Genomic DNA, 24,878 nt, shown 5'->3' with positions numbered 1-24,878 from the left:
TTCCCGTTCAAAGGCTGACCTCATATGGACCTGCGTAATATCGCAATCATTGCTCACGTGGACCACGGCAAGACGACCCTGGTGGATGAGCTGCTGAAACAATCCGGCGCGTTCCGGGAAAACCAGACCGTGGCGGAACGCGCCATGGACAGCAATGATCTGGAACGCGAACGGGGCATCACCATTCTGGCCAAGGCGACCTCGGTCGAATGGAAAGGCACGCGCATCAATATCGTCGACACGCCCGGCCACGCCGACTTCGGAGGCGAAGTCGAACGCATCCTCAGCATGGTCGACGGCGTTGTCCTGCTGGTGGACGCGGCCGAAGGTCCGATGCCACAGACCAAATTCGTGACATCCAAGGCACTGGCGCTGGGCCTGCGCCCGATCGTCGTGCTGAACAAGGTCGACAAGCCGGACGCCGAACCCGACCGGGCGCTGGACGAGTGCTTCGACCTTTTCGCCAACCTCGGCGCAAATGACGATCAGCTGGATTTTCCCTCGATGTATGCTTCGGGCCGTTCCGGCTGGGCCGATCTGGAGCTTGACGGACCGCGGAAGGATCTCTCGGCTCTGTTCGATCTGGTGGTGAGTCATGTGCCGGCTCCGAAACAGATCGAACGCCAGGACGAGCCATTCCGAATGCTTGCGACGACCCTGGGCAGTGACCCCTTCATCGGCCGCATCCTGACCGGCCGCGTGGAAAGCGGACGACTCAAGGCAGGCGACGCGCTGAAGGCTCTCAGCCGCGATGGCAAGTTGATCGAGAACTTCCGGGCCACCAAGATCCTGGCGTTCCGCGGCCTCAGCCAGCAACCGATCGATGTCGCCGAAGCAGGCGACATCGTCACGATCGCAGGGATGAGCAAGGCGACCGTCGCCGATTCACTGGTGGCGCCGCAAGTGACCGACGCCCTGCCCGCTCAGCCGATCGATCCGCCGACGATCACCGTAACTTTCGGCATCAACGATTCGCCTCTGGCTGGCCGCGACGGCAAGAAAGTGCAATCGCGCGTGATCCGCGACCGTCTGATGAAAGAGGCCGAATCGAACGTGGCCATCCGCGTCACCGACACACCCGGCGGCGAAGCTTTCGAGGTCGCCGGACGCGGCGAATTGCAGATGGGCGTGCTGATCGAAAACATGCGGCGCGAAGGGTTCGAATTGTCGATTTCGCGCCCCCAGGTTCTGTTCCGCGAGGAAAACGGCCAGCGCCTTGAGCCGATCGAGGAAGTCACGATCGACGTCGACGACGAGTATTCGGGCGCGGTGATCGAAAAAGTTACCGGCGCGCGCAAGGGCGAACTGGTGGAGATGCGCCCTTCCGGTGCGGGAAAGACCCGGATCATCGCTCATGTGCCGTCGCGCGGCCTGATCGGCTATCACGGCGAATTCCTGACGGACACCCGCGGTACGGGCGTTCTGAACCGGGTCTTCCACGGCTGGTCGCCACACAAGGGACCTATCCCTGGTCGCCGTGCCGGCGTTCTGATTTCCATGGAAAACGGACAGGCCGTGGCCTACGCGCTGTGGAACCTGGAAGAGCGCGGACGCATGTTCCTGGGGCCGCAGACCGATGTCTATCAAGGCATGATCATTGGCGAGCATTCGCGCGACAACGATCTGGAAGTGAACCCGCTGAAGGGCAAGAAGCTGACGAACATCCGCGCGTCCGGTTCTGATGACGCGGTCAGGCTGACGCCACATATCCAGTTCTCGCTGGAAGAGGCGATCGCCTATATCGACGACGACGAACTCGTCGAAGTGACGCCGAACGCCATCCGTCTGCGCAAACGCTTCCTCGACCCGCACGAGCGCAAGCGTATGGCCAAGGCCGGCTAATCCCCCACCGCAGGGCGCGCAGACGTGCGCCCCGGAAACAATGGCAACAATATGGCTTTTTTGCATCTATTGGATGCACGAACCTGCCCTGATGGCCCGCCAATACGGCGGGCCTATTTGTCTGTTTTGCCGAACATTTCTACTTATCCGATAGCGGTTTAGGCCGCTCCAGTTTCGCTCGACCACCAAATTTTGCGGCAAAATATGGTTGGCAAATTGACGAAAATGCGGCGGTTGGGTACCCTTGTCATGTAAGTGTTGTGTCACGATTTTTTTGTTGGAGTACTAGTTATGAGTGCGAAGAAACGTTTCATCTCGCTGGTGTTGGCATCGACTTCGATGACCTTCATAGCGTCAGGCGGAAACGCGGCGGCCGAGAAATGTACCGTGAAGACGGCGCGCCAATCCGTATCAACCGAAACCCTGTGTGCGTGCCGCGTCGTTGAAGACCGGATGATTCGTTATATCCAGCTAAGGCCCGACTTTGAGGACATCCTTGCTCGCACGCTTCAGGCATGCCCTGCACTCGCCACGGTTCTGACCGACTTCCCGACTGCCACGATTCAGGATTCGACGTCCGAAAACGGCGACGGCAGCCTTGGCAACGTACTGGCCTCCAACGGAGGATCTTCGGGCGGGCCCGGCAGCGGCTCGGGTAGCGCAGGAGGAGCGCCGGCTGGATCGGGCGCGGCACCCGCACCGGGTAGCGGCACCGGACCCGGCGGCAATACCGGTGGTGGCAATACCGGTGGCGGCAACACTGGTGGCGGCACCGGTGGCAGCGGTGCTGGTGGCGGTACAGGTGGTGGCAGCACCGGCGGTGGCGGCGGTAGCGGCGCTGGTGGCGGCACCGGTGGCGGCAGCAACGGCGGCGGCGGCGGTAGCGGCGCTGGTGGTGGCACCGGTGGTGGCAGCAACGGCGGCGGCGGCGGCAGCGGCGCTGGTGGTGGCACAGGCGGCGGCAGCAATGGCGGCGGCGGCGGCAGCGGCGCTGGTGGTGGCACCGGTGGTGGCAGCAATGGCGGCGACGGTGGTAGCAGTGCCGGCGGCGGAGACGGCGGCGGCGGCAACAGCGGCGCAGGCGGCGCAGACGGTGGAACCGGCGGCGGCGATGGTGGGACCGCAGGCAGCGGCGGCGGTGCCGGAGGCACAGGATCGGGTGCCGGTGGCGGCACCAATGGCGGTCCGGGCGGCAGCAACGGCTCTGGAGGTGGCGACGGTGGCGCCGACGGCAGTGCCGGTGGTGGCGGCGGCACCGGTTCCGGCACAGGCGGTGGCGGCAGCAACGGCGGAGCCGGCGGCGCAAGCGGCGGCGGCGGCGGCTGAACCCGCGGAATAGGTCATGAACGTGAACTGGCCTCCGGGTTCCCAACCAGAGGCCAGTGAAATAAACGACAGCGCGCCTCAGTGGCGCGCTGTTCTTGTCAGCTGTTGGATACCCCGACCCAGCTTCCGGGTCGATTAGGGTTCTGCATTCTCAGGAAAAGATACCGCGTCGCCTTCCAGGGTTTGATCTTGTTGGTCAGGTTGTCCAGAACCAGATCGCCATAGCTGGAGCGGTACACCAAGACCGCGTGCGAGTTGCGATCGGTATCCAGAACGGTCGCCAACAGCAGTTTGCTGGGGTCGAGCCCCATCTGCATCAGTTCTCTCTTCTTCAGCAGGGCAAAGTCCTCGCAGTCGCCACCACGCCGAGTCGGCAGCGCCCATTTGTCCTTTTTCCGGTATTGGCTTTCGTCCGTCACGGCGCGTGTCGACCGGTTGACCCGCTTGTTGACCGCATTCACGATCCGCAACTCCTGCTCGCGCGGGAGACTGTTGGAACGGGAGCTTGCGCACGCCCAGGAATAGTTCACGCAAAGCGACTTGGCGCCGGTGGGCGGAGGCGTCGCAGCGACGGCCTTAATGAACGGCGTTTCGGAAGCCTGCAACGGGCCGGCCGTAGCAATTGTTCCGCATGCGACAACAGCGGCCAGCATCATCCTTACGGCTGCAGTTCGCGCGAGCAAATCCTGCGCGATTCCAAGTTTTGTCATGCCTGTCCCTCGATCCACTACAATCTTGACGATTGTTGCCTCCCGTCGATCCGCTTCTGTTTCCCAGAAGGGTCCGAAATTCATGGATGCATCGCAATCGTTTCGCAGATTGGAGGTCGAAAGCGGCGAAAATCCGTCGATTATTGTGACGCTTTCACGGTCAGAATCTGGCCGAAATGGCCGAATTCAAGGGCGGTTTCTCAGAAATTACCTGCCCCTGGCGAAAGTAATAGCATGAAAATAAATAGGATTTTTCGACGGAACTGTTGGTCGCTTGACCACTGGGATGCCAGAAACACCAAAAACACAAAAACCCGTCGCGAAACGGGTTTTTGTTAAATTGCAAATGATTCGCCCCGGGCAAAAAAAGCTGGAATTACTCGGTCGTTTCCACCACCAGCAATTCACGTTCGGACGCGCCTTGAGCATGGCTCAGAGCTTCCTGATACTCGGGCGAGTTGTAACAGTCGACGGCAGCTTCGACCGACGGAAAGCGGGCGACCACGTTGCGCGGACGCTCCTTGCCTTCAAGCTGAACGAAGCGCCCGCCGCGGGCGATGAATTCTCCGCCATGCTTTGCAATCGCCGGTCCCGCCAGTTCGGCATATTTACCGTAAGCCGCCGCGTCGTTTACCGTCACGTGCGCGATCCAGAGTGCGCCCATCTCAACCTCCCAGTACTTGTTCCGCGGCCTTGATCGCCGCTGCGGCGTTGGCCGCATCCTTGCCGCCGCCCTGCGCCATGTCGGGGCGGCCACCCCCGCCCTTACCGCCAAGTTCGGCGACCGCCGCCTTCACGAGGTCCACGGCCGACACCTTGTCCGTCAGGTCGTTGGTGACGCCGGCCGCCACGGCGGCCTTGCCGCCGGCATCGGCAATCAACAGCACTGCACCCGATCCGATCCGTTCCTTGTGTTCATCGATCAGGGCCGGAAGGTCCTTGCCCGATACTCCGGTCAGGGATTGGGCCAGGAAACGGATGCCGTTCACCTCGCGCGCATCGCCGCCGCCCTGCCCGGCTCCGCCTGCCATCGCCAGTTCGCGGCGCAGCTGCGCGACTTCGTTCTGCAGCGCCTTGCGCTCATCCATCAGTGCACGAACCCGCTCGACCACGTCTGATGGCTGGGCCTTGAGAATGGCCGTCACCTCGGACATGCGCGTGGCTTCCTGAGACAGATGTTCGAAAGCCGCCCCACCAGTGAGCGCCTCGATCCGCCGGACACCGGCGGCAGAGGCGCTGTCACCCAGCAGGACAAACGTGCCAATATCGCCGGTCTGTTTGACATGGGTGCCGCCGCACAGCTCGATGGAATAGGTCATTCCGTCATGACCCTTACCGGTTTCGGCGCGGCCCATCGACACGACCCGCACCTCGTCCCCGTATTTCTCCCCGAACAGCGCCTGTGCGCCAAGCGCGCGGGCATCGTCCGGCGTCATGATCCGGGTTTCCACCCTGGAGTTCTGCCGAATGAACCGGTTCACTTCCGAAGCAACCCGATCCAATTCATCTTCGGTGAGCGCCTTGGAATGACTGAAGTCGAAGCGCAGACGATCGTCGGCATTCAGTGATCCCCTTTGGGCCACGTGTGCGCCCAGCGTCTCCCGCAAAGCCTCGTGCAGCAGGTGGGTTGCCGAATGGTTGGCGCGAATGGCCGTCCGCCGGGCGTGATCGACCTCCAACTCGACCGGCTCGCCCTTGGCGAAGGTCCCGCGCTCGACCGTGACCTTGTGGGCATAGACCTTGCCCTCTGCGAATTTCTTGGTGTCCTCGACGATCGCGACCTGATCGCGGTTCTCCAGCCGGCGAATGACACCGGTATCCCCGACCTGACCACCGGCCTCGCCGTAAAACGGCGTCTGGTTGACTACGATCCAGCCGCTGTTGCCCTCGGCGATCTTGTCGACGATCACTCCGTCGACCACCAGAGCGGCCACTTGCCCTTCGGCTTTTTCTGTATCGTAACCCAGAAAATCCGTAGCGCCCGCCGCGTCGACGACATCGAACCACACGGCCAGATCCGCTGCTTCGCCGGATCCGGCCCAAGCCGCGCGCGCCTTCGCCTTTTGTTCGGCCATGGCAACATCGAAGCCGTCGGTATCGACGGCCCTGCCCTTTTCGCGCAGGGCGTCCTGAGTCAAATCCAGCGGGAACCCATAGGTGTCATATAGCTTGAACGCCGCATCGCCGGGCAATGGCGCCTCGTCCGGCAACGCAGCCAATTCATCGTCGAGCAGTTTCAGACCCCTATCGAGTGTCTGCTTGAACCGGGTTTCTTCCAGCAGCAGCGTTTCCTCGATCAAGGCCTGAGCGCGACCGAGTTCGGGATATTGCGCGCCCATCTGTTGCACCAGCGCGGGAACCAACCGGTGCATGACCGGATCCTTGGCCCCCAGCAGGTGGGCATGCCGCATGGCACGGCGCATGATCCGCCGCAGGACATACCCGCGCCCGTCATTCGACGGCATGACGCCGTCCGCGATCAGGAAAGAGGTCGAACGCAGGTGGTCCGCAATCACCCTGTGGTGAACGTTCTGGTCCCCGTAAGGATCCACATTGGTTGCATCCGCCGACGCCTCGATCAGCGACTTGAACAAGTCGGTGTCATAGTTGTCATGGCTTCCCTGTAGCAATGCGCCGATCCGCTCCAAACCCATGCCGGTGTCGATCGACTGCATGTCGAGTTCGACCATCGAGCCGTCCTCGAACTGTTCGTTTTGCATGAAAACGATGTTCCAGATTTCGATGAACCGGTCTCCGTCCTCGTCCGGGCTACCCGGAGGACCGCCCCAGATATGGTCGCCGTGATCGTAGAAGATTTCCGTACAAGGGCCACAGGGGCCAGTCGGACCCATCTGCCAGAAATTGTCACTGGTCTTGATGCGGATGATCCGGTCCTCTGGAACGCCGACTTTCTTCCAAATCTCGAAAGCCTCGTCATCGGTGTGATAGACCGTGGTCATCAAGCGCGTCTTGTCGATGCCGAAATCCCTAGTGATCAATTCCCAGGCAAATGGGATCGCCTCGTTCTTGAAATAGTCGCCGAAGGAAAAGTTGCCGAGCATCTCGAAAAACGTGTGGTGCCGCGCCGTGTAGCCGACATTGTCCAGATCGTTGTGTTTGCCGCCTGCCCGGACGCATTTCTGCGCGGTCGTGGCCCGCCGGTAGTCGCGGGTTTCGACGCCGGTGAACAGGTTCTTGAACTGAACCATGCCCGAGTTGGTGAACATCAGGGTCGGGTCGTTGCGGGGAACCAGCGGGCTGGATGCGACGACTTCATGGCCCTGTTTGGCAAAGTAGTTCAAAAAGGTTGAGCGGATCTCGTTCAGCGTGGGCATTTGGCTCTCTCGGCGCGCAATCGACTTGTTCTGCGAAGGTTTATCCGCGTCCCCTGAGATAGTCCACAGGACACTGACCAATGGAACGAAACAAGGCGGCTATCGAGACCGCCTTGTTTGCAATGTTCTCGTTGTTCCGGATAGACGGGAAGATATCCCCCGGTTCGTTGATGTCAGGCTTCGAGGATATCGTCTTCCTCCGCGGAAGACGCCATGTCGAATTCGAGCCCATGCGCTGCGCGGATCTTGTCTTCGATCTCAAGCGCGACGCGGTCGTTCTCGCGCAGGTATTGCTTGGCGTTTTCCCGCCCCTGCCCGATCCTTTCGTCGCCATAGCTGAACCAGGATCCGGATTTTTCGACCACGCCGGCCTTGACGCCCAGATCCAGCAACTCGCCCATCTTCGAGATGCCTTCGCCATACATGATGTCGAATTCCACCTGCTTGAAAGGCGGCGCCACCTTGTTCTTGACAACCTTCACGCGGGTCTGGTTTCCAACGACCTCATCCCGGTCCTTGATCGCGCCGATGCGGCGAATGTCCAGGCGCACCGAGCTGTAGAACTTCAGCGCGTTGCCACCGGTGGTGGTTTCGGGGCTGCCGAACATCACGCCGATCTTCATGCGGATCTGGTTGATGAAGATCACCATGCATTTCGAGCGGCTGATCGAGGCAGTCAGCTTGCGCATCGCCTGACTCATCAGACGGGCTTGCACACCGACGCTGCTATCGCCCATGTCGCCTTCCAGTTCCGATTTCGGGGTCAAGGCCGCCACCGAATCGACCACCACCATGTTCACGGCACCCGAGCGGACCAGCGTGTCGGTGATCTCGAGGGCTTGTTCCCCGGTATCGGGCTGCGAGATCAGCAGTTCGTCCAGGTCGACACCCAGCTTTCGGGCATATTGCGGGTCCAAGGCGTGTTCGGCATCGACAAAAGCGCAGACGCCGCCGCGTTTTTGTTGCTCGGCGATGCAATGCAGCGTCAGCGTTGTCTTACCCGAACTTTCCGGCCCGTAAATCTCGACGATCCGCCCCATCGGCAGCCCGCCTATTCCCAACGCGATATCCAACCCCAGAGAGCCGGTGGAACTGGCCTCGATCTCTTGGATGGGGTTTTCACCGCCCAGCTTCATGATCGAGCCCTTGCCGAACTGGCGTTCGATCTGGGCCAACGCGCTGTCCAGCGCCTTTTGCTTGTCCGGGTTCTGCTTGCTGCTCATCGTCAGAAGATCCGCCATTGTCCTGTTCGCTTTCTTTTTGTCACACCCGTGGCCGGGCGGCAATCGCTGCTTTGTTCGCCTCTTGTTCCTTATGGGACCAAAATGAGAACATTTCAACCAAAACTTCTGCAGATGAGATTTGCGGAATTGAGTTAAGGAGTCGTTTACGTGGATTTGGCGTCGTGAGAACGCAGGATGCGTCGGGTCCAAAAATCGTCTCTCACGAGAACCAAAGCGCGGCCAAATTGAACCGCCAAGTTTTCCATTGGGGCCTAGAGAAGTAGGCGAAACTCGAACATAAATATATATTTTTCGTGACTTAGGGCGCACTTTTAGTGACCATTCTTTGCCCGGCTAGCTCAATTGCTGATACACCGTTTCAGTCAACTGGTTCAGCGAGAACGGTTTTGCCAAGAATACGGAACCGGCTATTTCGGGGCCGGAATCGCCAAAGGCGCCTTCGGCATTGCCGGACATGAAGATCACCCTTACTTGTGGCCGCTCGACCAATGCCCGCCGCACCCAGCTTGGCCCGTCAAGGCCCGGCATGACCACATCGGTCACAAATACGTCGACGGACAGGCTCTTGTCTTCTAGCAGTCGCAAGGCTTCTTCGCCGGAATGGGCCTCCAGGACTGTATAACCGCGCAAGCGCAATGCTCGCGACGCGAATGCGCGAACCGGCGCTTCGTCTTCGACCAGCAGTACGACACCTTCGCCGTGTTTGGGAGACTGTCTTGCCGCCGGCGCTTGTTCCAGAGGTTCGGGTTCATCGATTCGAGAGTAGACCGGCAGAAAAATCGAAAACTCTGACCCGCTCCCTTCGACGCTGTCGACAAAAATATACCCACCCGTCTGCTTGACGATTCCGTATACGGTCGAAAGGCCAAGCCCGGTTCCCTCGCCTGTCCGCTTGGTCGTATAGAAGGGTTCAAACACCTTCTGCAGCTTGTCGGGTGCGATCCCCACGCCTGAATCGATCACCTTTACCAAGACATATTCACCGGCCGGAAGAATTGCCCGATCGCGCACCAACGGCTGGGTCAGAGACACCACTTCGGTTTCGATGCGAACCTCTCCGCCCTCCGGCATCGCGTCGCGGGCGTTGACGACAAGGTTCATCAACACTTGCTCCAACTGCCGTTTGTCCGCGCGCACCGGTTTCAGCACGGGATCGTGGCTGAGCGTAAGGGTGATCTTTTCTCCGACCAAGCGATTGAGCAGGTGAATCAGATCCGAGAGCGTGTCCCGCAGATCCAGCGTTTCGGGCCGCAAGGTTTGCTTGCGCGAAAACGCCAGCAATTGACTGACGAGCGCGGCGGCCCGGTTTGCGTTCTGGTTGATCTGCACGAGGTCGCCATAGTCCGGATCGCTCTGATCGTGGCGCAGCAACAATAGGTCGCAATATCCTGAAATCGCGGTCAAAAGGTTATTGAAGTCATGAGCGACGCCCCCCGCCAGCTGACCCACTGCCTGCATTTTCTGGCTTTGCACGAACTGCGCCTCAAGGGTTTTAAGTTCGGTCGCGTCATTCAGCACCGCGATCAGGCCGACCTCACCGTCCCGCGTGACGCGATTCAGCGTGACCTGAACGAACATCTCCGTGTCGTTGCGGTTCAGGCGGAGAAATTCGGATCTGGGAGCCGCTACCAGATCGACGGTTTCGCGCAACCAGTCCTTGATCGGTCGACCGAGCCCCTGCATGACCTGCTCGATCGTCGTGTCTTCGGACAGCCGCCCACCCAAAAGTTGAGTGGCCAGCCGGTTGGCTTCGAGAATAAGGCCGGTCGGGGACAACCGCATCAGCGGTACAGGCAATTCCGCGAAAGAGGTGCTTCCGCGGACTTCCGTTTCCGACCGAAGGGGAATCAGCAACATGTCTTGGGACGCGTCCGCCTTGGAAAGTTCCGCGGCCACGACCGAAACGACGCCTCCATTGGTTTGAATCCGGCTGACGACATCAAACTTGACGGGTTGGTCAACAAACAGGCGGTGGAGCGACGAAACCTCGGACCCGATCATCTCACGTGCCGCCTTGTTCATCGAAAGAACGGTTCCGCCCCTTCCGACCGTCAGGATTGGCAATGAGGGGAGCACATCGTCGTCACCCCATCCCGAACAGCAGCAACGGGCACCGAACCTCCAGACATAATGGTCGTCACCCAGACAGCGTACGGTCATTCGCACCCTGCCATGTCTGGTCGCAAGCACTTCATCCGCACGCCCTTCGGATCTGGCTCGCGACTGAAGCCGAAAGAGAACGGCATTGGGATTGGCCAAGGTTGCCCTGAGAACCCGATCCAGGCTTGCCCGTGGAGCCTGGGGATAAAACCGTTTTGCGGCCTCGTTGATCGATTGCACGACGCCTTCGGAGTTGGTCACGAAGCAAGGCGATGTTTCCAACTCGATAATGGACGCGACGACCGCCCGTCGCCTCGCCGCCTTCAGTGAAAGGTGCAGTCGCATCAGAAATACTGCCGCGAGAACCAGTGAAAGCGACGCCCCCGTCACGGCAACCGCATTCGCAAATGGCGCGTGAAGTCCTCCGAAAGCCGCGACCCACAGCGCCGAAACCGCCAGCAATAACAGGACAAGGTAGCGTGCGACCGGAGGTGCATACCGCCCGAAGGCGAGCGTCGACGGAACGGTGGAAACTGGCATGACGCAACTCGGAACGGTACGTGTTCGTAGAACCGTCGCGCGGCAAGGGTTAACCGCGGCTTAACGCGCCAGCTCTACCTTGCGTTGTTATTATCGCGCCCGGTTTCGCGTCAAGTGAGAGGTGAAGAACCCGTCGGTTCCTTGTGAAACCAGCCAGGATTGGCGATGGATCTCCACCCAATCCGGATGATCTTGCAGGAATGTCTCTACAACCAGCCCATTCTCTTCATCCAACACGGAACAGGTTGCATAGGCAAGCACGCCGGAGGCCGACACCACAGACGCCGCTTGCGCCAGGATATCGCCTTGAATGTGCGTCAGTTCCTGTAATCGTTCCGCCGTCAGCGCCCATTTCCCGGCCGGGGATCGCCGCCAGGATCCGCTTCCCGAGCAGGGCGCGTCCACCAGCACCAGATCGAAAGGTGCCAGTCGGGCAATCCCGGTCGTTTCGATGGTTGTCACCTTCACACCGGCGCGGTTCGCGCGCACGGGCAGATCCTGCATCCTTCCCGGCGCGGCGTCGTGGGAAAAGACTTCGACTCCCTCGTTGGCGGCCAGCGCCAGTGTCTTGCCACCGCCGCCTGCGCAATAGTCCAGCACGCGCATTCCGGGTGCAAGATTCAATGCGGCGACGACAGCCTGACTTGCCGCATCCTGCAGTTCCACCATCCCGTCAAGATAGGCGGAGTTCTGCGAAATCCCACGCGCACCGGACGTCACCTCAAGCGCAGTGTCGCAAGCAAGGTGCCGTGCGACCTCGATCCCGTCCCGCGCCAAGGCTGCGATTGCATCAGGTACCGTCGCCTTGCGCAGATTGACCCGCAAGTGAATCGGCGCGCGGCATTGCAATGCCTTCGCCACAGGCTCGCTCTCGGACCCCAAACTGCTGGAGAAGGAAGGCCAAAGCCAATCGGGGATGTCCAAGCGTTCAGGCTCGCTGCGCGGCGCATGGCCGGTTTCACCTTCCCTGACCGGATCCGGCGCGTGACGTTCGCCGGTAAAAACGGAGCCAGGATCACGCCCCTCTGCACGGAACGACCCCAGCATCAACCCGCGCCCGGTTTCGGCACCGCCCAAAGCGGCAAAGGATCTTTTGCAACGCAGCGCGTCGAAGACATGATCCCGGATCGCGGCCCGATCCTTGGACCCGGCGAACCGGCTGCGCCGCGCCCAACCTGTCAGGGCCTTTTCGGCGGGCGCCCCTGCGAGGATGTCGTCCAGGATCTCGATGGCGGCCTGTACGCGAGCGGAAGGGGTCATGGCGTTATCCGGCCTATCGCGATTCGATCACATGACGCGGTAGTTCGGGCTTTCGCGCGTGATCTGGACATCATGCACGTGACTTTCCTTGAGGCCGGCCCCCGTGATCTTGACGAACCGGCAGTTCGCGCGCATCTCGGTCACCGTGGCGCAGCCGGTATAGCCCATGGCCGCCCGAAGCCCGCCCACCAACTGATGGATCACGGCAGTCGCCGACCCCTTGTATGGCACCTGTCCTTCGACACCCTCGGGCACAAGCTTGTCGCTGGCCGCATCCTTCTGGAAATAGCGATCGGCCGATCCGCGCGCCATTGCCCCCAAGCTGCCCATGCCGCGATAGGATTTGAACGAGCGGCCCTGGTACAGGATTACCTCGCCCGGGGATTCGTCGGTGCCGGCGATCATCGAGCCCACCATGGCGCAGGACGCTCCGGCGGCGATGGCCTTGGCGAAATCGCCCGAAAACTTGATGCCGCCATCTGCGATCACCGGAACGTCGCCTGCCGCGGCAGCGCAATCCATGATGGCAGTCAGTTGCGGAACGCCCACGCCGGCCACCATCCGCGTGGTGCAGATCGACCCCGGTCCGATTCCGACCTTGACCGCATCCGCGCCCGCATCGATCAGCGCCTTGGTCGCCTCGGCCGTCGCCACGTTCCCTGCGATGATCTGCACTTCGTTCGACAGGGTCTTGGCGCGCTTCACCGCCTCGATTACGCCGGCCGAATGGCCATGCGCGGTATCCACGACGATGATGTCGACGCCCGACTCCACCAGCGCCTGCGACCGTTCAAAGCCGGAATCGCCAACCGAGGTCGCCGCCGCCACCCGAAGCCGCCCCAACCGGTCCTTGCAGGCCGTGGGGTTCAGCACCGCCTGTTCGGTATCCTTGAGCGTCAACAGACCGGTCAGCTTGCCCTTGGCGTCCACCACCAACAGCTTCTCGATCCGGCGGGCCTTCATCAGGCTTTTGGCCTCTTCCAGGTCCGCGGGTTCCTGCAGCATGGCCAGGTTGTCCGAGGTCATCATCACCCGGATCGGTGTTTCGTCCGACGTGGCGAAGCGCATGTCGCGGTTGGTGAGGATACCGACCACGCGGCCGCCTTCTGCGACAATCGGAAAGCCGGTGAAATTGTAGCGTTGCACAAGGGCCTTGGCATCGGCCAGCGTCTGATCCGGGCGCAGGGTGACGGGGTTGTACACGATGCCCGATTCGAACCGTTTGACGCGGCGAACCTCACGAGCCTGTTCTTCGACCGACAGGTTCTTGTGAATGACGCCTATACCGCCCGCCTGGGCCATGGTGATCGCCATTTGCGACTCGGTCACCGTGTCCATGGCCGAGCTGAGCAGAGGGATGTTCATCTTGATCTCGCGCGTCACGCGCGTCGAGGTATCCGCCGTTGACGGCAGGACCGAAGAGGCCGCCGGAACCAGTAGAACGTCATCAAAGGTAAGTGCCTCACGAATCTGCATCCGTCATCCCCATGCAAAGCCCCGTTTGGCGGTGACCCTATGGCACGGTTCTTGGCCGAGGGAAAGCCCCTGCCGCCACTTCGCGCTACCGGTTCTGTATTGTCTGAGCCTTCGGTTTCCGGGCTGCCAACGCCTGAACGGCCGAAAAACGACGCAACCTGGCCAAAACCTGCCGTTCAACGCCCTTTCCCTTTGGCGTCAAATTCATATGTTGCGCCGCATACGCGTGAACACCAAAGGCAGACCCCCATGACCAACGACCCTCTTGTCGTCTTTACCCCGTCCGGCAAACGCGGCCATTTTCCGGTCGGCACCCCGATACTGACCGCCGCGCGTCAGTTGGGCGTCGATCTTGATTCGGTTTGCGGCGGGCGCGGCATCTGCTCGAAATGCCAGATCACCCCGAGCTATGGCGAGTTTCCCAAGCATGGGGTCACGGTCAGGGACGGCGCGCTCAGCGAATGGAACGCGGTCGAGCAGCGTTACGACGACAAGCGCGGTCTGAAAACCGGACGGCGACTCGGCTGCCAAGCCACCGTGCAGGGCGACGTGGTGATCGATGTTCCGCCTGAGTCCCAGGTACACCGCCAAGTGGTCCGCAAGGCTGCCACGGCGCGGGCAATCGTCATGGACCCGGCGACGCGGCTATACTTCGTGGTGGTCGAGGAACCGGACATGCACTCGCCCACCGGCGATCTGGAACGGCTGGAACGGGCGCTGCGCCAGCAATGGGACATTCAGTCCGTTTCGGCGGACCTGTCGCTGCTATCCAAGCTTCAGCCGACGCTGCGCAAGGGCAAATGGGAAGTCACGGTCGCGCTCCACAAAGGACACAATGACGACGTGTCGCGGATCGTCGAGATCTGGCCTGGCCTGCACGAAGGCGGACTCTACGGCCTTGCGATCGACCTCGGATCGACCACCATCGCCGCGCACCTGACCGACCTGGAAACCGGTGAGGTCAAGGCGTCCTCGGGCCTCATGAACCCGCAGATCCGTTTCGGCGAAGACCTGATGAGCCGCGTGTCATACGCGATGATGAACCCCGGCGGCGACAAGGAGATGACCAAGGCCGTCCGCGAGGCGATCAACGATCTGGCTACGGCAATCGCGGACGAGGCGGGCATCGACGCGGGCCTGATCGTCGAGACAGTTTTTGTCTGCAACCCGGTGATGCACCATCTGCTTCTGGGTCTGGACCCGGTGGAACTGGGTCAGGCGCCCTTCGCCTTGGCCACCTCGGAAAGCATGTCGCTTGCGGCTCGGGAAATGGACCTGACCACGATCAACGCGCGGGCGCAGGTCTATATCCTGCCCTGCATCGCGGGCCATGTGGGCGCAGATTGCGCCGCCGTGGCACTGTCGGAAGAACCCGGCAAGTCCAAGGACCTAGTGCTGATCGTCGATGTCGGAACCAACGCCGAAATTCTGCTGGGCAACACCACACGCGTTCTGGCCTGTTCCTCGCCTACCGGTCCGGCCTTCGAAGGCGCACAGATCAGTTCGGGCCAGCGCGCCGCCCCGGGCGCCATCGAACGGATCGAGATCGATCCGGTGACGAAGGAACCCCGTTTCCGTGTGATCGGCTCGGACAAATGGTCGGACGAGGAAGGCTTTGACGCCGACATCGCCACTACCGGCATCACAGGTATCTGCGGTTCGGGCATCATCGAGGCCGTGGCCGAAATGCGCATGGCAGGGCTGCTGGATGAAAGCGGGCTGATCGGTTCGGCGGAAAAGACCGGCACCCAACGGTGCATTCCCGAAGGGCGCACACACGCCTATCTGATTCACGATTCCTCCGCCGATGGCGGACCGCGCATCACGGTCACGCAAGGCGACATCCGCGCTATCCAGCTTGCCAAATCGGCGCTTTATGCCGGGGCGCGGCTGCTGATGGACGAAATGAACGTGGACAAGGTGGACCGTGTCGTTCTGGCCGGCGCATTCGGCGCGCATATCTCGACCAAACACGCCATGGTGCTGGGAATGATCCCCGATGCGCCGCTGGACAAGGTTTCGAGCGCAGGCAACGCTGCCGGCACCGGCGCGCGGATCGCGCTCTGCAACGTCGCTTCAAGGGCCGAGATCGAACGCGTCGTGCGCGAGATCACAAAGGTCGAAACCGCGATCGAACCCAAGTTCCAGGAGCATTTCGTGGCCGCGAACGCGATCCCGCACAAGACCGACCCGTTCCCGGAACTGGCCAAGGTGGTCACCCTGCCCGCACCGTCATTCAACACGGGCGGCGACGACGAAACTTCTGGTCGTCGCCGACGCCGGAGGGCATAGTCCCCGAAAAGGGGGCGCAAGACATGCAGACCGGCAACGAGGAGCAGGCGGAGTACTGGGGAAAGTCAGCTTCGGGCGTCAAGTGGCTGACTTTCGAGGACCAGATCGACACGGTCTTTGCTCCGGTGCTTGACCTGGTCCTTGATCGCGCGGCCCTGTCCGCGGGAATGCGCGTGCTCGACATCGGCTGCGGCACCGGGGCCAGTTCGCTTGCGGCGGCGCGGCGCGTCGGGCCGTCCGGGCACATACTGGGCGTCGATATTTCGGCCCAGTTCCTCGACCGCGCCCGGGTGCGGGCAGCGTCGGAAAAGGCGGCGAACGTGGAATTCCGCCTCGCGGACGCCCAAATCGAGCCGTTTGCGCCGCAGGAACGGGACGCCATGATTTCCCGCTTCGGGGTCATGTTCTTCAGCGACAATGTCGCGGCATTCGCCAACATGGCGCGGGCAATGAAACCGGGTGGGTGCATGACCTTTGCCGCATGGGGTGAACTTTCCGGAAACCCTTGGTTTCGAATTCCACATGTCGCTGCGAGTTCGCGATTGGGCAATCCTCCCAAGGTCGACCGCAACGCGCCCGGCCCCCTGGCCTTTCACGATATCGACCGCGTCACCGGCCTGATGGCCGAGGCGGGTTTGGTTAACATCACCGGAGAAGCCGTCGAATTGCGCCTGGCTCCTGTCGGCGGGTGCGAGGACACGGCGTTCCTCTGTACCCGGCTTGGTCCGGCCGCCCGTGTGCTTGCCCATTTCGAAGGCACCGAAGAGGACGCCCAGGCCATCCAGGATGCGGTCGCCAAAGCCATACAACCCTTCGTCAGCGGCGATGGTGTCCACATGCCGGCGACGATCAACCTGTTTCAGGCACGGCGTCCGGATTAAGCGATCTGCCGCACGATCGAAACAGCGTTAAACTCGCGCGGAAATCGATTGAAAATATTCTGAAAATCTGGAGCGGGTAGCGGGAATCGAACCCGCGCGTTCAGCTTGGGAAGCTGACAGGCTACCATTACATCATACCCGCCGCGAGCTTCGGAATACCACCACATGCAAGCCTGGTTCAAGGTGATTCCGCCGGGCGACCGGAAGGCCGGCGCGTTTTCATTCGGTGCGTGCGCGCAGGCTTTCGATGAGGTTCTGGTCGACATCCAGATGCCTGCTGGCCTCGTCCAAAGTCCGGTGATCCAGGTGCTGCGGATCCAGATCGACGTCGCGCGAGAACGCTTTGACGACGGCCTTCATTGCAGCGATTCTACCGTATTTTTTGTTGTTCGACGGAATAACGTTCCACGGCGCAACCTTGGTCGACGTCCGGGCCAGCATTTCGTCCGTGGCGATCTCCGCCTGTTCCCATTTCTCGCGGTTCCGGAAATCTTCGTAGGTCAGCTTCCATCGCTTCATCGGGTTGCGCAGCCGCTCCTCGAACCGGGCCATCTGTTCTTCCGGCGAGATGTGAAAGAACAGCTTCACGATGCGGGCACCATCATCAACAAGCATTCGCTCGAAATCGTTGATCTCGCGGTAGGCTTCGCGCCAGCGCCGCTCGGGCGTCAGGTTTTCGACCCGTTCGACCAGAACACGGCCATACCAACTGCGGTCGAACGCCGAGATCGCGCCTTCGGGCGGCAGTCTCTCCCAGAAACGCAGCAGATAGTGGCGGTTGAGGTAGTAATTCCGCGGCGCACCTATGGGCCAGACCTTGAAACTTCGGGGATCCAGCGCCTGGCTGATCCGCCGGATGGTTCCGCCCTTGCCCGCGGCGTCCCAACCTTCGAATACGATCACGCCCTTGATGCCGTGGAACAGAAATGCCTGCTGGACGCGGGAAAGCTGTGTCTGCAGCACGGCCAACCTTTCCAGGTATTCCGCCTTGCCGAGCCGCTTCGACAGATCCGCATCGGCCAGCCTTGGGGGACGGGTCATGTGTTCTAACCTCCTGTCGCTTCTACGCGCGTTCCGTCCACTTTTCCCTGAATGAAGGCTCATGACAACAAGGCGGAGCGACCCAAGGCATGAAAAAAGGGCCAGGCAATCCGCCCGGCCCTTTCGATCTGGACTTCGCGCTGGATCAGGCGCGGCGGCGACGGCTGTTGCCGCGGCGACCACGGCCTTCGGCCTCGGCGCCTGCCTCGGCGGGCGGCTTGTTGAACCTGATCCACTCGCCACCGTGCGGATCGTTGTTGGTCAGCAGGTTGGCGGCGCGGATGGCCTCCATCTCCTTGCCAGCGCGCGGCATGGTCGAGCCCAGGCCGAACAGGGTCACGAAAGTCTCGTCATCCATGCCTTCAGGCAGTATGATTCCGGCGGCGGCCACCTGTTCCTTTTTCTCGGCAATCGCCTTTTGCGTCACCGGCAGGGCCACCGGGTTCATGATCGCCGAGGTCATGCCGGCGCCCATGGCCATCGGCAGGAAGGCATTGTTGATGCCGTGACGGTTCGGCAGGCCGAACGAGATGTTCGATGCGCCGCAAGTGGTGTTCACGCCCAGCTCTTCGCGCAGGCGGCGGACCAGCGCGAACACCTGCTGACCGGCTGTCGCCATGGCGCCGATTGGCATGACAAGCGGATCGACCACGATGTCATGCGCGGGAATGCCGAAATCGGCAGCGCGCTGCACGATCTTCTTGGCCACTTCAAAGCGAACGTCCGGATCTTCCGAGATGCCGGTGTCGTCGTTCGAGATCGCGACGACCGGAACGTTGTACTTCTTGACCAGAGGCAGAACTAGTTCCAGCCGCTCTTCCTCGCCTGTGACCGAGTTCAGCAGAGGACGACCGTGGGCGGCGGCGAGACCGGCTTCCAGCGCGCCCGGAACCGACGAGTCGATGCAGAGCGGCACATCGACGAGGCCCTGCACCAGCTCGACGATCTTGGTCATCAGCGGCGGTTCGGTCTCGTTCGGGTTGGGGTTCGAGTTGTAGACGACCCCCGCGTTGATATCGAGAACGGTTGCACCTGCAGCGACCTGCGCCAGCGCGTCTTTCTCGACGGTCGAGAAATCGCCCGCTTCGAGTTCGGCGGCCAGTTTCTTGCGGCCCGTGGGGTTGATCCGCTCACCGATCACGCAGAACGGTTCGTCAAAGCCCAGGACGGCGGTTTTTGTTTTTGATTCTACGACTGTACGGGTCATGTCCGATCCTTAGGAGTTTACGGGCTTCGCCGAAGCGCCGCCGTTTTCGATTGCCCATGTGGCGTTGGTCTTGATACCGCCAAGCGGGAAGAAATGCACGTTGGTGATGTTGAAGTCCGGGTTCGCCGCCTTGTGCGCCGCCAGTTCCGTAACCACGTCGTTCGGCTCGTAGGGGAGCAGCAGCTTGGAAACGTCCATGGCGCGCTTCTGCAGAACCTTCAGTGAAGGGCCGACGCCGCAGGCGATGGCGAACTTGATCAGCGTCTGCAGCTTGGCCGGACCTGCGATGCCGATGTGGATCGGCAGGTCGATTCCGGCGGCCTTCAGGCCGTCCGCCCATGCGATGATCGGCTTGGCGTCAAAGGCGAACTGGGTGGCCAGGGCCATCTCGGCGTCGGTGCGCTCCTTGAACTTCTGCTTCCACTGCAGCGCGGCATCGACGTTCTTGAACGAACCGTCCGGGTCGATGTCCTTGTTGCCTTCGGGGTGGCCGGCGACATGCAGGCGCTTGAAGCCCGCCTTGTCGAAAAGACCGGTTTCCATCAGCTGCATCGAACTGTCGAATTGCCCATGCGGTTTGGCGACGCCACCGGCCAGAAGCAGCGCCTGTTCGACGCCCGCCTCACCTTGATACATCGAGATCCAGTTTTCCAGCGTGGCCGCATCCTTGATGATCCGTGCCGGGAAATGCGGCATGACCGGATAGCCCTCGGCCGCGATCCGCTTGGCGGTCTTGACCATGTCCTCGATGGGCGTGCCTTCGATATGGGCGATGTAGACACGGGTGCCTTGCGGCAGCAGATCGCGGAAATCCTCGACCTTTTCGGCGGTGCGCGGCATCACCTCGATCGAGTAATCCTTGAGGAACGCCTCGACGGTCGGGTTTACCGGTGCCTTCTCGGCCGACTCGCGTTTCTTGAAGTTCAGCAAAGCCATAGAGGCCTCCCATTTAGATGCAGGTGGATGCAGGGCTCAAGCCCAACCGTCATTGGCGATCAGGGCCTTGATGCGTTCCCGATCGTATTCAGTTTCCAGTCGGCGCGCCTCGGCTTCGGCGATTTCTTCCGGCTCACCTTCCATTACGAAGGGTTCGGCCTTGCGCCATTCGGCCAGGTAGGCGTCGGTATCCTGCGCCCCCACCTTCATCGCGGCGCGGTCGATGGCTTGTTCAAACCGCTCTTCCAGCTGCCTTTTGGCCCCGCGGCGACCCTTGCCGACGATGACCTGAGCAGGGATGTCGCGCCAGTAAACGATGGTGACGTCGGGCATCGCTCTTGATTCCTCCTAACCAGATGCGCCGGTTCTAAACGGCAATATCGGCGCGGGTCGGTCGGATTTCGACACCTGCCGTATTTGCAGCGACTTTTCCGCCGCGATGGGGCCCACCATGCATCTACCCCATATCCCCCTCAGTTCCGTCATCAAATTTCTCATGACGATAATGAGCCGCTTGCGCCGATGATCGGCGCGACCTATGGTCGGGTTAACTCGAAATCGGAGGGCGTGAACATGGCGCCCAAGCGTCCCACTGGTGCGGGCGCGTTCCCGAAAGCGGTCGAAAGCCCCGCGCCTCGAAGGCCCGATCCGGATGCGCTTTACGCTGCGCTGGATTTGGGCACAAATAGCTGTCGCATGCTGATCGCCCAGCCCAAGGGCAGCGGTTTCCATGTGGTGGACAGCTTTTCCAAGTCCGTGCAGCTTGGCGCGGGATTGGAGCGGACCGGGCGGCTGTCGCGGTCTTCGATGTCGCGCACTGTCCAGGCGCTTCGTATCTGCCAGCAAAAGCTCAAGCGGAACAAGGTCACGCGGATGCGGCTTGTCGCCACCGAAGCGTGCCGGCGCGCCAAGAACGCACACGACTTCATCCGTCAGGTGAAACGGGAAACAGGCCTGACGCTTGAAATCATCCAACCCGAGGAAGAGGCGCGGCTGGCCGTGATTTCCTGCGCGCCGCTGGTTTCGATCAAGACGGAACAGCTTCTGGTGGTGGATATCGGCGGCGGATCGACGGAATTGGTCTGGATCGACCTCTCGTCGGTTCCGCGACGCGATCGCCCGGCGGCGATCATGCGGCTTCACGCCGGATTTCACCCGCCCGAAAGCCCCTTTCCCGCCGCCAAGGTGGTGGACTGGATCAGCGTGCCGCTGGGCGTCGCCACGCTGCGCGACCAATTCCACGACGTCGAGGATGACGCGGCGCGCTTTGCCTTGATGAGCTGGTTTTTCGAAGAGAACCTGGCCGATTTCGCCCCCTACAAGGACGAGCAGGCCCGAGCCGGTTTTCAGATCGTCGGAACCAGCGGGACAGTAACGACCGTCGCCGCCTCGCACCTTGGCCTGAAAAGATATGACCGGACCAAGGTTGATGGGTTGCGGATGACCTCGGACCAGATTGACAAGGTCATACGAGGGTATCTAGAACTCGGGCCCCAGGGCCGCCGCCGCGACCCTCGCATCGGTGAGGATCGGCAGGCGCTGATCATGTCCGGTTCGGCCATCCTGCAGGCGCTTTTGCGCTGCTGGCCAACCGACCGGCTGTCCGTGGCGGACCGGGGTCTGCGCGAGGGGCTGCTCTATGCCCAGATGAGCGCGGACGGCGTATTGGAAGACGGACCATTCTGATGGCAAAGACTCCGAGTGGAAAGAACACGTCGGGCCGTGGGCAGCGCGACCTGAAGGTTTCGGTCAAGACGGCGCGCGGGCGCAAGCTCAGCTCGACGCGCTGGCTGCAACGGCAGTTGAACGACCCGTATGTCAAAAGGGCGCAGGCCGAAGGCTATCGCGGACGCGCCGCCTTCAAGATCATGGAACTGGATGACAAGTTCCGCTTTCTCGTGCCCGGCGCCCGTGTGGTCGATCTTGGCTGCGCTCCAGGGGGCTGGTGCCAGGTCGCGGTCAAGCGGGTGAATGCCCTGGGCGAGAAGGCCGGCAAGAAGGTCGGAACGGTGCTTGGCATCGATCTGCAAGAGGTCGAGCCGATCGCAGGCGCCGAGATACATCAGCTCGACTTCATGTCCGATGATGCTGACGAGATGGTCAAGGGCTGGTTGGGCGGCAAGGCCGACGTGGTGATGTCGGACATGGCGGCCGCCTCGTCCGGGCACAAGCAGACCGACCACCTGAGAATCATCGCGCTTTGCGAAACCGCTGCCTACTTCGCCTTTGACGTTCTGGAGCCTGGCGGCACCTTCGTCGCCAAGGTTCTCGCGGGCGGGGCCGAGGGGGATCTGCAGAAGCTGCTGAAGCAGAAGTTCGAGAAGGTCGCCAACATCAAGCCGCCTTCATCCCGGTCGGACAGTTCCGAAAAATTCGTGGTTGCAACGGGGTTCCGGGGCTGAATGCATCTGTGCCGCTCGGATCAGTGTGATCATCCCTTCGGTCTCTGATCCGGCAGTCTCTGCTCGCGGAAAGACGCCATCGCCTGTCCCATCAAATCATGCGTCTCGCTGCGGCTGATATCGCGGCACTTGATTTCTGCGATCCGGCGGCACGCCTCTTCGGTCGGCCTGTTTCGCAGGATCCCTTCCACCGACTGGAAACGCCGGGACTTGGCCGGTTTCTCGTACATCACGCACCTGCAATCAACCACGGGCAAGAATTGCCCCTGCCCGACCGATAGCCGCAGAATGTGATGCCAAGATGGCGGGAAAACGGCTGTCCCGTGCCGTGTCAGGGTCGCAGTTCCACCGCAAGGCGCTGCAATGTCGGGTCATCCGGCAAAATGTCGAGCGCCTCGCGCAAAACGCTACGTGCAGCGGCCGGCCCCCCGTTGATCTGCGCAAGTTGCACAAGCATCGGCCAGGCTTCCGCCCTTTGTGGATCCATCGACACGACCTCGCGAAACGCCCGTTCGGCCGCCTCCGCGTTGCGCAGCGTCAGGGCCATGCCCCCAAGGACCATGTGCGTCTCGGGAAAGTCGAGGCGATGCGAAAGGGATCGCTGCCATTCCTGCATGCCCTGTCCGGCCAATGCCCTCTGGCTGGGTCCAAGGTTTTGTGTTGGGATGGTCAGAAACTCCCTCGCCGCGGCGATCCGAACCGATTGCATCGGGTCCTGCAACAACGGCATCAGCCGCGCCGTCCGATCTTCAAGCGCCGCCGCCCGTTGCAATGGCGCGGCATTGGCGCGGATCATTGGATCAGAGTCCGAGAGCAACTCTGCGGTATCGTCGGCGAGATCCGGTGTCGCATGGGGTTGCAAAAGATAGAGCGCCGTCGCGCGAACGATCCCCGCCTGCGTCTCGTCCATTGCCAGCGCCGTCAGGCCGGGGCCGCTGTCAGTTGGAGCGTTGATCGCTTGGGCGAAAGCCTCGCCGTAATGCGGCTGGCGATGGGTGCTGGAAGGAAACCACTCCGCAATCCGCTCAGCCGCCCATTCTTGCCCCTTGTCCTCATGACAATCCGTGCAGGCATCCGGCGCGCCAATCCTCGCACCCAGATCGGGTCTTGGAATGCGAAAGCTGTGATCCCTCCGACCGTCGACGCCCATGTAGACCCGTTCGATCATGTGGCAGCTTTTGCACTGCGCGCCTTCGCCCCCGTCGACGTGATGGTGATGCTCAGCGTCGTCATAATCCTTTTTGGCGAGCGTCGGGAATGACGGATTGCCGACGGGGGAATGGCACTGCGTGCATATCGCGTTCCCCTCGGCCTTCAGGGTGGCCCCATGAGGTTCGTGGCAATCCATGCAGCCGACGCCTTTGGCATACATCTTGGATTGCAGGAAAGACCCGTAGACATAGACCTCGTCCAGGATCTGGCCGTCGGGATGATACTGCCCGGGACGCAGAACCGCGAGGTTGTAGGCATCGTGGAACGGCGTGCCGGGCAAAGGGTTGCCGTCGCCAAGGGCTTCGCGGCGGGAATGGCAACTGGCGCATTGCTGGATTTCCGCCTCGGTCTCCCCGCTGCCCCAGGTCATGGAGAATCCGAATTCATCCAAACCGTCGGCCAATGCCTTGCCGGTCGCCCAATCCAGATGCGCCGATCCGGGGCCATGACATGCCTCGCACCCGACCCCGATCTCGGACTGGGTCGAGGCGTAGCGCCCCGTCCTCGCCCCGAAGTTTTTTTCGTATCCGGTGGCATGGCATTCCGCGCACCGGCCGTTCCAGTTCTTGTAGGGGCCGGTCCAGTGCAGGCCATCGTCGGGCGGCAGGTCCTGATCCGGATAGAGATAAAACCATTCGCCCTTTTCGGTGTCCCACACGACATCGAAGCTCTGAAGCCTGCCGGGTTCGGTCTCGATCAGGTATTGCTGCAATGGTTCGATCCCGACCACGCTGTGCAGTTCGTACTCGGTTGTCTCGCCGTTCTTTTCAGTTACCTCCGCAACATAGCCGTCGCCTTGATCGCGAAACCTGACGGTCATGCCGTCATGTTCGAACTCGGTGCCCTCAAAATCGGCCCGGACGGTCGTTGAGTCAGGAAGTGTCCAGGCTTTCGCATGGTGCGATCCGGCCCAGGCCAGCGCCTCGGCTTCGTGGCAGTCGGCGCACTGCTCCGATCCCACGTAGGCAGGCGTCTGCGCCGACACGGCACCGGGGGCGGACAAGGCACACAGAAGGCAAGTGAAAAGAACGCGGACCATGTGAACCATTGAAAGACGTTTTGCGTTGAAACCCG

General features: G+C 61.6%; 19 protein-coding genes and 1 tRNA gene. 6 read left to right on the top strand and 14 right to left on the bottom strand.

The window, feature by feature from the left end:
- Positions 1-24 precede the first annotated feature (24 nt).
- Both typA and FGK63_RS05140 read left to right on the top strand, forming a co-directional pair.
- Entirely contained in the window at positions 25-1,842 is a 1,818-nt protein-coding gene (typA, locus tag FGK63_RS05145; protein WP_138840549.1) for a translational GTPase TypA, read from the top strand.
- Between the two features lie 748 nt (positions 1,843-2,590).
- Positions 2,591-3,181 (top strand): hypothetical protein, encoded by a 591-nt coding sequence (locus FGK63_RS05140; protein WP_138840548.1) that lies wholly within the window; start codon positions 2,591-2,593, stop codon positions 3,179-3,181.
- Between the two features lie 85 nt (positions 3,182-3,266).
- On the opposite strand, the gene FGK63_RS05135 is transcribed toward FGK63_RS05140, so the two are convergent.
- The 7 genes from FGK63_RS05135 to guaB all read right to left on the bottom strand — a co-directional run bounded on the left by FGK63_RS05135 (position 3,267) and on the right by guaB (position 13,833).
- A complete protein-coding gene (locus FGK63_RS05135) occupies positions 3,267-3,962 on the bottom strand; it encodes a transglutaminase-like cysteine peptidase (RefSeq protein ID WP_246043959.1) in 696 nt (231 codons plus the stop codon).
- Positions 3,963-4,254: 292 nt separating this feature from the next.
- Positions 4,255-4,542 carry a DUF1330 domain-containing protein gene (locus tag FGK63_RS05130; RefSeq protein ID WP_138840547.1) on the bottom strand — a complete coding sequence of 96 codons (288 nt, stop codon included), beginning with the start codon at positions 4,540-4,542 and terminating at the stop codon, positions 4,255-4,257.
- 1 nt (position 4,543) lies between these two features.
- Positions 4,544-7,213, bottom strand: coding sequence for an alanine--tRNA ligase (alaS, locus tag FGK63_RS05125; protein ID WP_138840546.1), 2,670 nt, complete (start codon positions 7,211-7,213; stop codon positions 4,544-4,546).
- Between the two features lie 173 nt (positions 7,214-7,386).
- The gene (gene recA / locus FGK63_RS05120) at positions 7,387-8,454 is read right to left on the bottom strand and encodes a recombinase RecA (protein WP_138840545.1); all 1,068 of its coding nucleotides are present in this window, start codon (positions 8,452-8,454) and stop codon (positions 7,387-7,389) included.
- 336 nt (positions 8,455-8,790) lie between these two features.
- A complete protein-coding gene (locus FGK63_RS05115; RefSeq protein ID WP_138840544.1) occupies positions 8,791-11,097 on the bottom strand; it encodes a hybrid sensor histidine kinase/response regulator in 2,307 nt (768 codons plus the stop codon).
- A gap of 90 nt (positions 11,098-11,187) precedes the next feature.
- Entirely contained in the window at positions 11,188-12,357 is a 1,170-nt protein-coding gene (locus FGK63_RS05110; protein ID WP_138840543.1) for an RsmB/NOP family class I SAM-dependent RNA methyltransferase, read from the bottom strand.
- 27 nt (positions 12,358-12,384) lie between these two features.
- Positions 12,385-13,833, bottom strand: a complete 1,449-nt coding sequence (gene guaB, locus FGK63_RS05105; RefSeq protein ID WP_138840542.1) for an IMP dehydrogenase — start codon at positions 13,831-13,833, stop codon at positions 12,385-12,387.
- Positions 13,834-14,082: 249 nt separating this feature from the next.
- Here guaB and FGK63_RS05100 point away from each other — a divergent pair, with 249 nt between their 5' ends.
- Both FGK63_RS05100 and FGK63_RS05095 read left to right on the top strand, forming a co-directional pair.
- The gene (locus FGK63_RS05100; RefSeq protein ID WP_138840541.1) at positions 14,083-16,125 is read left to right on the top strand and encodes an ASKHA domain-containing protein; all 2,043 of its coding nucleotides are present in this window, start codon (positions 14,083-14,085) and stop codon (positions 16,123-16,125) included.
- Between the two features lie 23 nt (positions 16,126-16,148).
- Entirely contained in the window at positions 16,149-17,006 is an 858-nt protein-coding gene (locus FGK63_RS05095) for a class I SAM-dependent methyltransferase (protein WP_138840540.1), read from the top strand.
- A 68-nt stretch (positions 17,007-17,074) separates the two neighbouring features.
- Here FGK63_RS05095 and FGK63_RS05090 read toward each other — a convergent pair.
- The 5 genes from FGK63_RS05090 to FGK63_RS05070 all read right to left on the bottom strand — a co-directional run bounded on the left by FGK63_RS05090 (position 17,075) and on the right by FGK63_RS05070 (position 20,523).
- Positions 17,075-17,148: transfer RNA gene (locus FGK63_RS05090), tRNA-Gly, on the bottom strand.
- Between the two features lie 77 nt (positions 17,149-17,225).
- Positions 17,226-18,047 carry a polyphosphate kinase 2 family protein gene (locus FGK63_RS05085; RefSeq protein ID WP_171052578.1) on the bottom strand — a complete coding sequence of 274 codons (822 nt, stop codon included), beginning with the start codon at positions 18,045-18,047 and terminating at the stop codon, positions 17,226-17,228.
- 145 nt (positions 18,048-18,192) lie between these two features.
- Complete coding sequence (locus tag FGK63_RS05080; RefSeq protein WP_138840538.1) at positions 18,193-19,254, bottom strand: methyltetrahydrofolate cobalamin methyltransferase; 1,062 nt, start codon at positions 19,252-19,254, stop codon at positions 18,193-18,195.
- Positions 19,255-19,263: 9 nt separating this feature from the next.
- Positions 19,264-20,190: a methylenetetrahydrofolate reductase gene (locus tag FGK63_RS05075; protein ID WP_138840537.1), complete on the bottom strand. Its 927-nt coding sequence runs from the start codon at positions 20,188-20,190 to the stop codon at positions 19,264-19,266.
- Between the two features lie 36 nt (positions 20,191-20,226).
- Positions 20,227-20,523 carry a virulence factor gene (locus FGK63_RS05070; RefSeq protein ID WP_138840536.1) on the bottom strand — a complete coding sequence of 99 codons (297 nt, stop codon included), beginning with the start codon at positions 20,521-20,523 and terminating at the stop codon, positions 20,227-20,229.
- A gap of 240 nt (positions 20,524-20,763) precedes the next feature.
- On the opposite strand from FGK63_RS05070, the gene FGK63_RS05065 reads away from it, so the two are divergent.
- Together FGK63_RS05065 and FGK63_RS05060 are read left to right on the top strand one after the other, a co-directional pair.
- Positions 20,764-21,876, top strand: a complete 1,113-nt coding sequence (locus FGK63_RS05065; RefSeq protein ID WP_138840535.1) for a Ppx/GppA phosphatase family protein — start codon at positions 20,764-20,766, stop codon at positions 21,874-21,876.
- Complete coding sequence (locus FGK63_RS05060; RefSeq protein WP_138840534.1) at positions 21,876-22,592, top strand: RlmE family RNA methyltransferase; 717 nt, start codon at positions 21,876-21,878, stop codon at positions 22,590-22,592. The genes FGK63_RS05065 and FGK63_RS05060 overlap by 1 nt, the downstream gene beginning before the upstream one ends.
- A gap of 29 nt (positions 22,593-22,621) precedes the next feature.
- Here FGK63_RS05060 and FGK63_RS20680 read toward each other — a convergent pair whose 3' ends face one another.
- Positions 22,622-22,822 (bottom strand): hypothetical protein, encoded by a 201-nt coding sequence (locus FGK63_RS20680; RefSeq protein ID WP_171052577.1) that lies wholly within the window; start codon positions 22,820-22,822, stop codon positions 22,622-22,624.
- A gap of 101 nt (positions 22,823-22,923) precedes the next feature.
- Entirely contained in the window at positions 22,924-24,843 is a 1,920-nt protein-coding gene (locus FGK63_RS05055; protein WP_138841189.1) for a cytochrome c3 family protein, read from the bottom strand.
- Positions 24,844-24,878 lie beyond the last annotated feature (35 nt).

Origin of the sequence: Ruegeria sediminis (assembly GCF_005938215.1) — a bacterium.
Taxonomy (GTDB): Bacteria; Pseudomonadota; Alphaproteobacteria; order Rhodobacterales; family Rhodobacteraceae; genus Ruegeria; species Ruegeria sediminis.
This window is presented reverse-complemented; position numbering and strand designations above follow the sequence as displayed.